The following is a 6,838-nucleotide window of genomic DNA, read 5'->3' as shown; positions in this document are numbered from 1 at the left end:
ATTTATTACCTCCTCTTTATTGTTATTGCCTCCGGTTTCGGCATCTCGGCGGCGATGGAGAATAACGCTTTCTACGTTATCTGGTGCTGGGTAACCGATATCATCGCCCCCTTCATTGTTATCGGTGTGATATGGGCTATTATCCGACGCTATATCGGTAAGCCGGCACGGCTGAAGGGACAGCTGACCTGGGAAGCAATATTTATACTTATGACCGTTCTTATCCATCCTATTACTCACGTTGGCAAGATTGCCACGCAGATTGCCGCCGGGCACGCTCCCGCGGGGCTGGGTCTGGCCACACCGCCGATAAGTACGGCGGTGAGTAACCTCTACGCCGGTGTGGCTTCCCTGGAAGCATCACACGCTTTCTGGTTCTGGAGTCACTGGGTATTTGTATTGCTCGTCATGGCCATCATCGGCTATACGCGTTACCTGCACGTGGTGGCTGCTATTATCAATGACGTACTTCAGCCCAAAACCAAGAACATGGTTGAGCGGATCGACCTCAAGGACCAGGCAACCTTCGGGGTGTCCCGGGTGGACGGCTTTTCGCGGAAACAGCTCCTCGATGTCTATGCCTGTGTTGTCTGCGGTTACTGCCAGGAGAACTGTCCTGCAAACCTGACGGACAAGCCCCTCAATCCCCGCCTAATTATTCGTGACATCAATACTAACCTGATGACCAACGGTCCAGCTCTGCTAAAGAAGCAGTCGCCTTCCCTGGACCTGATTGGTGACGGCGGTGAAGGCACAATATCCGAGGACGCCATCTGGGCCTGCACCACCTGCGGGGCTTGCATGGAGGTGTGCCCGGTGTACATCGAGCACGTGCCCAAGATTATTGACATGCGGCGCGAGCTGGTGCAGGTGCAGGCTAAATTCCCCGAAGAGCTCCTTAACCTCTTCGAGAACACGGAACAACGCAGTAACCCCTGGGGCATTGCTCCCAGCGACCGTGCCAAGTGGGCGGCTAATATCGAGGCGCAACCCTTCGAGGAAGGTAAGACCGAGTATCTCTTCTACGTGGGCTGTGCCGGTGCCTTTGATTCCCGTGAGCGGCAGGTAAGCCTGGCGATTACCAGGGTCCTGGATGCTGCCGGAGTATCCTGGGGCATACTGGGCAGGGACGAAGCCTGCTGTGGCGATAGTCTGCGACGGCTCGGTAACGAGTATGTCTATGACCAACTGGTGAAGCAAAACCTGGCCACGTTCAAGGAGAGAGGGGTCAAGAAGATAATCACAGAGTGCCCTCACTGCTACACTACTCTGAAGAACGACTACCGCCAGTACGGTGCGGAGTTGGACGTCGTTCATCACACCGAATTTATCAACCGGCTGCTGACCGAAGGAAGGCTGAAGCTGAATGGTACCGGTGGAGACCTGGGGAATGTGGTCTTCCACGATTCCTGCTACCTGGGTCGCCATAACGATATCTACGAAGCCCCCCGTCAGGCGCTGGCCGCGGCTACCGGCCGGGCGCCGACCGAGATGGAGCGTCACCATAACCGTGCCTTCTGCTGTGGTGCCGGTGGTGGTCGGATGTGGATGGAGGAGAGCACCGGTAAGCGGATAAATATCGTCCGCGTCGAGGAAGCCCTGGAGAAAGACCCGAAGACAATCTGCGTCTGCTGCCCGTATTGCATGGTGATGTTTGAGGACGGGCTCAAGGATATGGATGCTGATGACCGTGTGAAGGTGCTGGACCTGGCGGAGATTGTTGCCGCAAGGTTGAAGTAGCGTGTGCCGCCGTGTATAATCTTTGACTACCGCCGCTATGTGCAATATGCTGGTAGCAGACAACCCGGCGTTGGCTGCTGGTAAAACTGAATAGGAAACCCTGGGGGTGCCCGAGCGTGAGCGAGGGCTTAAACGGAGCGCAAGTCCGGTGAGAATCCGGCACAGTTCCGCCTGCTGTATCCGGGAGTAATAAACTCCCGGAAGTCAGAACACCGGCCACCAGTTCTTTGACACCTCCGCGGAGATGGAGGAAGGAGACTTTGAAGTACAGGAGTCCCCTTGTTCTGCCGATGAGGGGACTCTTTCTTTTTGGGGAGCGGGAAATATGGCGAGTAAACCAAGGCGACGCAGACGGCTGGCCTCTGTCCTGCTGTTACTGGCGGGCGGACTGGTCCTGGCGTTCTTCCTGGCCAGTGCCTTCGGGGCGGTAACTATCTCCCTGCCTGATATATGCAAGATGCTTCTCAATAAGCTGGCCTTCTTCGATTTTCCGGACACGTGGCGGGTGGCCGAGGAAACAATACTTTTCCAGATACGGATGCCGCGAGTCGTGGGTGGTGCCCTGGTGGGGGCGGCCCTGGCGACAGCCGGGGTGCTTTTCCAGGGCCTGCTTCGGAATCCCATGGCAGACCCATACATCATCGGTACCTCATCGGGGGCTGCCCTGGGAGCGACAATTGCCATGGTCCTGCCGATAAACATGGCCTTCCTCGGCTTTGGCCTGGTGCCGCTGGCAGCCTTTGCGGGTGCCCTGGCCGCCGTTTTCATTGTGTATAATCTGGCGCGTGTCGGCGGTAAGACGCCCATCGTCAGTATGCTTCTCGCCGGGTTCGTTGTCAGTGCTCTCCTGGCAGCCATAATATCTTTTATGATGGCGATAAGTGACCGGCTGGACCTGAACATCCGCTCCGTGTACTCGTTCCTCATGGGCCACATATCGGTGGTCGGCTGGAGCCAGATTGCCGTTATCGCCCCGCTGGTCATCGGCGGCATCATTATTGCACGGGCATTCGCCCACCATCTCAATGCCTTCTCTCTGGGTGAAGAGGGTGCCGCCTACCTGGGCATCGAGGTGGAGCGGGACAAGGTTCTTATCCTGGCAGTGGGTTCTCTGCTGACGGCAGCCGCGGTGTCCATCGGTGGTCTGATAGGGTTTGTCGGACTGGTCATGCCCCACGCGGTACGTCTCATCCTGGGACCGGACCACCGGCTCCTGCTGCCGGCTTCGGCACTGGCCGGTGCTGTTTTCGTGGTTATGGCCGACCTCCTGGCCAGGGTGGTACTGGCGCCCACCGAAATCCCGGTAGGCATCATCACGGCCGTCATCGGTGCCCCGTTCTTCCTCTACCTGCTGCGGCGCAACCGGAAGGAGTACGCTTTCTGATGCTCGATTTACGGCTCAGGCAGGTGTCTTTCTCATACTCCGACGGACAGGTACTGCATGATATCGACCTCTCCGTCGGTGCCGGTGAGATGGTGGGGCTGCTCGGTCCCAACGGCTCCGGTAAGACCACCCTGCTCAAACTGGCCAGCGGTATTCTGAAGCCGGGGCAGGGTGAAGTCCGGCTGGACGGCGCCGACTTGCGACTAATGAGTCGCAAGTCCGTTGCCCGCAGCGTTGCCGTGATGCCACAGCAGTTCCACATGCCCTTCGCTTTTAACGTTGGCGAGATGGTAATGCTGGGACGGACCCCGTTTATCCGTACACTCGCCGGCGAGACCGATGTCGACAGGGAGGTGGTGAATACTGCGCTGGAGATGGCGGGTATCAGTGAGCTTAAGGAGCGCCGTTTCGACGAACTGAGTGGCGGTGAGCGGCAGAAGGTCATTCTGGCTATGACCCTGGCCCAGCAACCCGGGCTGCTGCTGCTGGACGAGCCGACGATGCACCTGGATATCACTCACCAGGTGGAGATTCTGGAGCGCGTGCGGAGTTTGAACCGGGAGCAGGGCATCACTGTCATCGCCGCCATGCACGACCTGAACCTGGCTTCCCTCTATTTCGACCGGCTGGTGCTGCTCAAAGAGGGTCGTATTGTCGCTGACGGGACTCCCACCGAGGTCATTACCGAGAGTATGCTCTATAAGGTCTTTGCCGCTCCCGTAAGAGTGGAGCCGCACCCTGTAACCGGAGACCCGCACGTGGTTATCATGCCGGAGGGAAGCGCGAACTCACGCCGGGACAGTCCTACGTCTTAAGTCTGTTGACCAGGATTTCGCCATCCTTGATTACCATTCTTATTCCGGTGGTTCTGGATATCTCCTCCAGCGGATTTCCCGAAACCACAACCATGTCAGCCAGTTTGCCCGCCTCTACCGTGCCGAGGTCACTCCCCCTGCCAAGGTTTTCGGCAGCGTTCCTTGTCCCGGTGATTATCGCTGCCATTGGACTAAGGCCTGCCTCCACCATGACTGCCATCTCTATGTGTATGCCTTTGCCGATGACTACTCCCGGAGTACCGGAATCCGTACCCGCGGCTATGTGAACACCGGCTTCGTGTAGATGTTTCACAGCCCGCTTGGCCGCATGAAAGAGTTCCGGGAACTTCTTTCGATTTGCCCAGGCTATTGCCAGCGTGGGAACATAGTACGTTCCCCTGTCCACCAACATCTTGACCACGTCATCCGGGAATTCGGTGGAATCCGTACCGGGAAGTAGCCCGTGCTCGATACTGTCAACACCAGCGTCAACTGCATCCCGGGTGTCGTCCGGGTTTCCGGTGTGCACCATGATGCGGAGGTTGTGCAGGTGTGCTTCGTCGGTCATTGCCGCCAGCACGTCGAGCCCGAGCTTTGGCAACCTGTTATCCAGGTCCATCAGGTTCTGGTCGCAGTAGATTGCCTTGATACAGTCTACTCCTTCCTCGGCCAGCTTCCTGACCTCGTCTCGGGCGGCACTGGTGTCATCGACTTGTCTGGTTGCGTGCTCCACGATGTAACGGTTGCGCCGGTATATCGTTCCTGCAGGATGACCACCGGGAGCGGTAAAGATTGGACCGGGAGCGAATATCCGTGGTCCGCTGAGCTTGCCGGAAGCAATCCTGTCCCGTAGCTGTACGATATGAGGGTGGATATCCCCCGCGCTCCGGAAAGAGGTCAGGCCATTCTCGATAGCCAGTCTCCGTCTCCTGGCAAAGCTGCGGAAGTAGTCCCACAGGAATGAGGTAAACCAGGGCACGAATGATATAGCATTGAACTGCCAGTCCGGGTCATCGACAACGAAGGCACCCAGGTGAACGTGGCAATCGATGAAGCCGGGCATGAGTGTGAAGCCTTTCAGGTCGACCACGCTGGCATCAGCAGGATAGTCTACTTCGGTGCCTACACTACTGATGCGGTTACCGACAACAACCGTGGTGCCCTCCAGCGGTTCGCACCCGGTGCCGTCGATTAAGGTCGCGTTCTTCAGTACCAGTGATTTCGCCATATCGACTACTCCCTATTCCTCGAAAGTGAATATCTCCTCGATGGTCGCTCCCAGTGTCCTGGCTACATTATGAGCAAGTCTAAGTGATGGATTATACTTCCCCTGCTCCAGAAAGACAATAGTTTCCCGCCGGACCCCCACGAGTAGTGCCGGAGGTGAGATGAATACGGCGATGACCACGACCATCACTACGACACGTTTTTCCCTCTCGTCTGGAAGTGCTATCATGTACTTGCGAGGCGTAAGCACGGGCGTCAGCGTGCCGAAGCAGGGTGGAAAGTGAAATATGGATGACCACCACCGAGAACACAGCCACCTGACCAACAACGGTATCAGGCGGCTTTCTATCGCTCTGGTCATTGTTGCCGCCATCATGGTCGCCGAATTCGTCGGTGGCCTGCTGAGCAACAGCCTGGCGCTGCTTGGCGATGCCGGGCATATGCTGGTAGACGCCCTGGCGTTGGGCATAAGTCTCCTGGCCCTTCGGATCGCCAGAAGACCGGCTACGGCTACCAGGACCTTCGGCTATCACCGTGTCGAAATCATGGCGGCGCTGACCAACGGCGTCATTCTGGGGCTGGTGGCGGCGTACATCTTCTATGAGGCCTATCAGCGTTTTCTGGACCCGCCCGAAGTGCGCACGACACTGATGCTGGTGGTAGCCGCCGTCGGCCTTGTCGCCAACCTGTGTGCAATGTGGCTCCTGGGGGCTGTCCGGAACGACAACCTCAACATGAAAGCAGCTTTCTGGCATGTTCTCGGGGACACGATATCGTCACTCGGCGTAATCATTGGTGGTGTGGTTATCGCAGTGACCGGATGGGACATGGTCGACCCCATCATTGCCGTCCTGATTGGCTGTATCATACTCTGGGGTGCGGTGCGACTCGTCCGGGAATCAGCCGACATCCTTCTGGAGGCGGCACCGAAACACATCCAGATAGACGAGGTGGTCCGGATGATTATGGGTATCCCCGGGGTGGAAGATGTGCACGATATGCACGTCTGGACGATAACCTCCGGAATACACGCCCTGAGCGCTCACCTGCTGATTGAGGACCAGACGGTGGCAAAGAGTGGTGAGATTGCCCGGGCGGTGAACCAGGACCTGGCGCAGCGTTTCAATATCACCCACACCACGCTGCAACTGGAATGTGAGAAATGCGAAGGGTGCCCTGCCGGCCTGATGTGCAATATCGCTCGACGGGAGGTGCCCGAATAGACATGGTTGTTGAACCGAGAACCGAGGTGCTCCTGTCAAGAGAGGAGATAGCCGCCACCGTAGACCGGCTGGCAGTGGAGGTCCGTCGCGACTACGCGGGAAAGAACCCTCTGCTGCTCGGTATCCTCAAGGGGTCGTTTGTATTCATGGCTGACCTGGTACGGCGACTTGACTTCCCGCTGGAGATAGACTTCGTCCGGTTATCCAGCTACGGTCGGGGAACAGAGACCACCGGAGACATCCGCGTCGTACAGGGACTTCGCTCGCCTGTCCGTGGACGTGATGTGCTGGTCATTGAAGATATTGTGGATACCGGCCTGACGACAACCTACTTCCTGGACTACCTGAGAAAGAAGAAGCCGGCTTCGTTGCGGCTCTGCTCCCTGGTGGACAAACCCGCCCGCCACAGGGTCCCGGTGGTGATAGACTACCCGGGTTTCACTGTCCCG

Annotated in this window: 7 protein-coding genes and 1 riboswitch; of the genes, 5 read left to right on the top strand and 2 right to left on the bottom strand. The window is 57.7% G+C overall.

Going from position 1 to position 6,838, the window contains the following annotated elements; genetic code table 11:
- From VMW13_03130 to VMW13_03120, 3 genes are all read left to right on the top strand, one after another.
- Positions 1–1,740 (top strand): (Fe-S)-binding protein (locus VMW13_03130; GenBank protein HUV43805.1); only part of this gene is annotated, 1,740 nt, incomplete at its 5' end.
- Positions 1,741–1,827: 87 nt separating this feature from the next.
- A riboswitch (cobalamin riboswitch) is annotated at positions 1,828–1,976 on the top strand.
- An 89-nt stretch (positions 1,977–2,065) separates the two neighbouring features.
- The gene (locus VMW13_03125; GenBank protein HUV43804.1) at positions 2,066–3,124 is read left to right on the top strand and encodes an iron chelate uptake ABC transporter family permease subunit; all 1,059 of its coding nucleotides are present in this window, start codon (positions 2,066–2,068) and stop codon (positions 3,122–3,124) included.
- Positions 3,124–3,939 carry a heme ABC transporter ATP-binding protein gene (locus tag VMW13_03120; GenBank protein ID HUV43803.1) on the top strand — a complete coding sequence of 272 codons (816 nt, stop codon included), beginning with the start codon at positions 3,124–3,126 and terminating at the stop codon, positions 3,937–3,939. The genes VMW13_03125 and VMW13_03120 overlap by 1 nt, the downstream gene beginning before the upstream one ends.
- Here VMW13_03120 and VMW13_03115 read toward each other — a convergent pair.
- Both VMW13_03115 and VMW13_03110 read right to left on the bottom strand, forming a co-directional pair.
- Entirely contained in the window at positions 3,929–5,167 is a 1,239-nt protein-coding gene (locus VMW13_03115) for an amidohydrolase family protein (protein ID HUV43802.1), read from the bottom strand. The two genes, VMW13_03120 and VMW13_03115, sit on opposite strands and share 11 nt — an antisense overlap.
- Positions 5,168–5,179: 12 nt before the next feature.
- Positions 5,180–5,395, bottom strand: a complete 216-nt coding sequence (locus VMW13_03110; protein ID HUV43801.1) for a helix-turn-helix transcriptional regulator — start codon at positions 5,393–5,395, stop codon at positions 5,180–5,182.
- A gap of 58 nt (positions 5,396–5,453) precedes the next feature.
- Between VMW13_03110 and VMW13_03105 the strand changes: the two genes are divergently transcribed.
- Complete coding sequence (locus VMW13_03105) at positions 5,454–6,389, top strand: cation diffusion facilitator family transporter (protein ID HUV43800.1); 936 nt, start codon at positions 5,454–5,456, stop codon at positions 6,387–6,389.
- Positions 6,390–6,391: 2 nt separating this feature from the next.
- Positions 6,392–6,838 (top strand): hypoxanthine phosphoribosyltransferase (gene hpt / locus VMW13_03100; GenBank protein ID HUV43799.1); only part of this gene is annotated, 447 nt, incomplete at its 3' end.

It is taken from the genome of Dehalococcoidales bacterium, from assembly GCA_035529395.1.
GTDB lineage: Bacteria > Chloroflexota > Dehalococcoidia > Dehalococcoidales > Fen-1064 > DUES01.
This window is presented reverse-complemented; position numbering and strand designations above follow the sequence as displayed.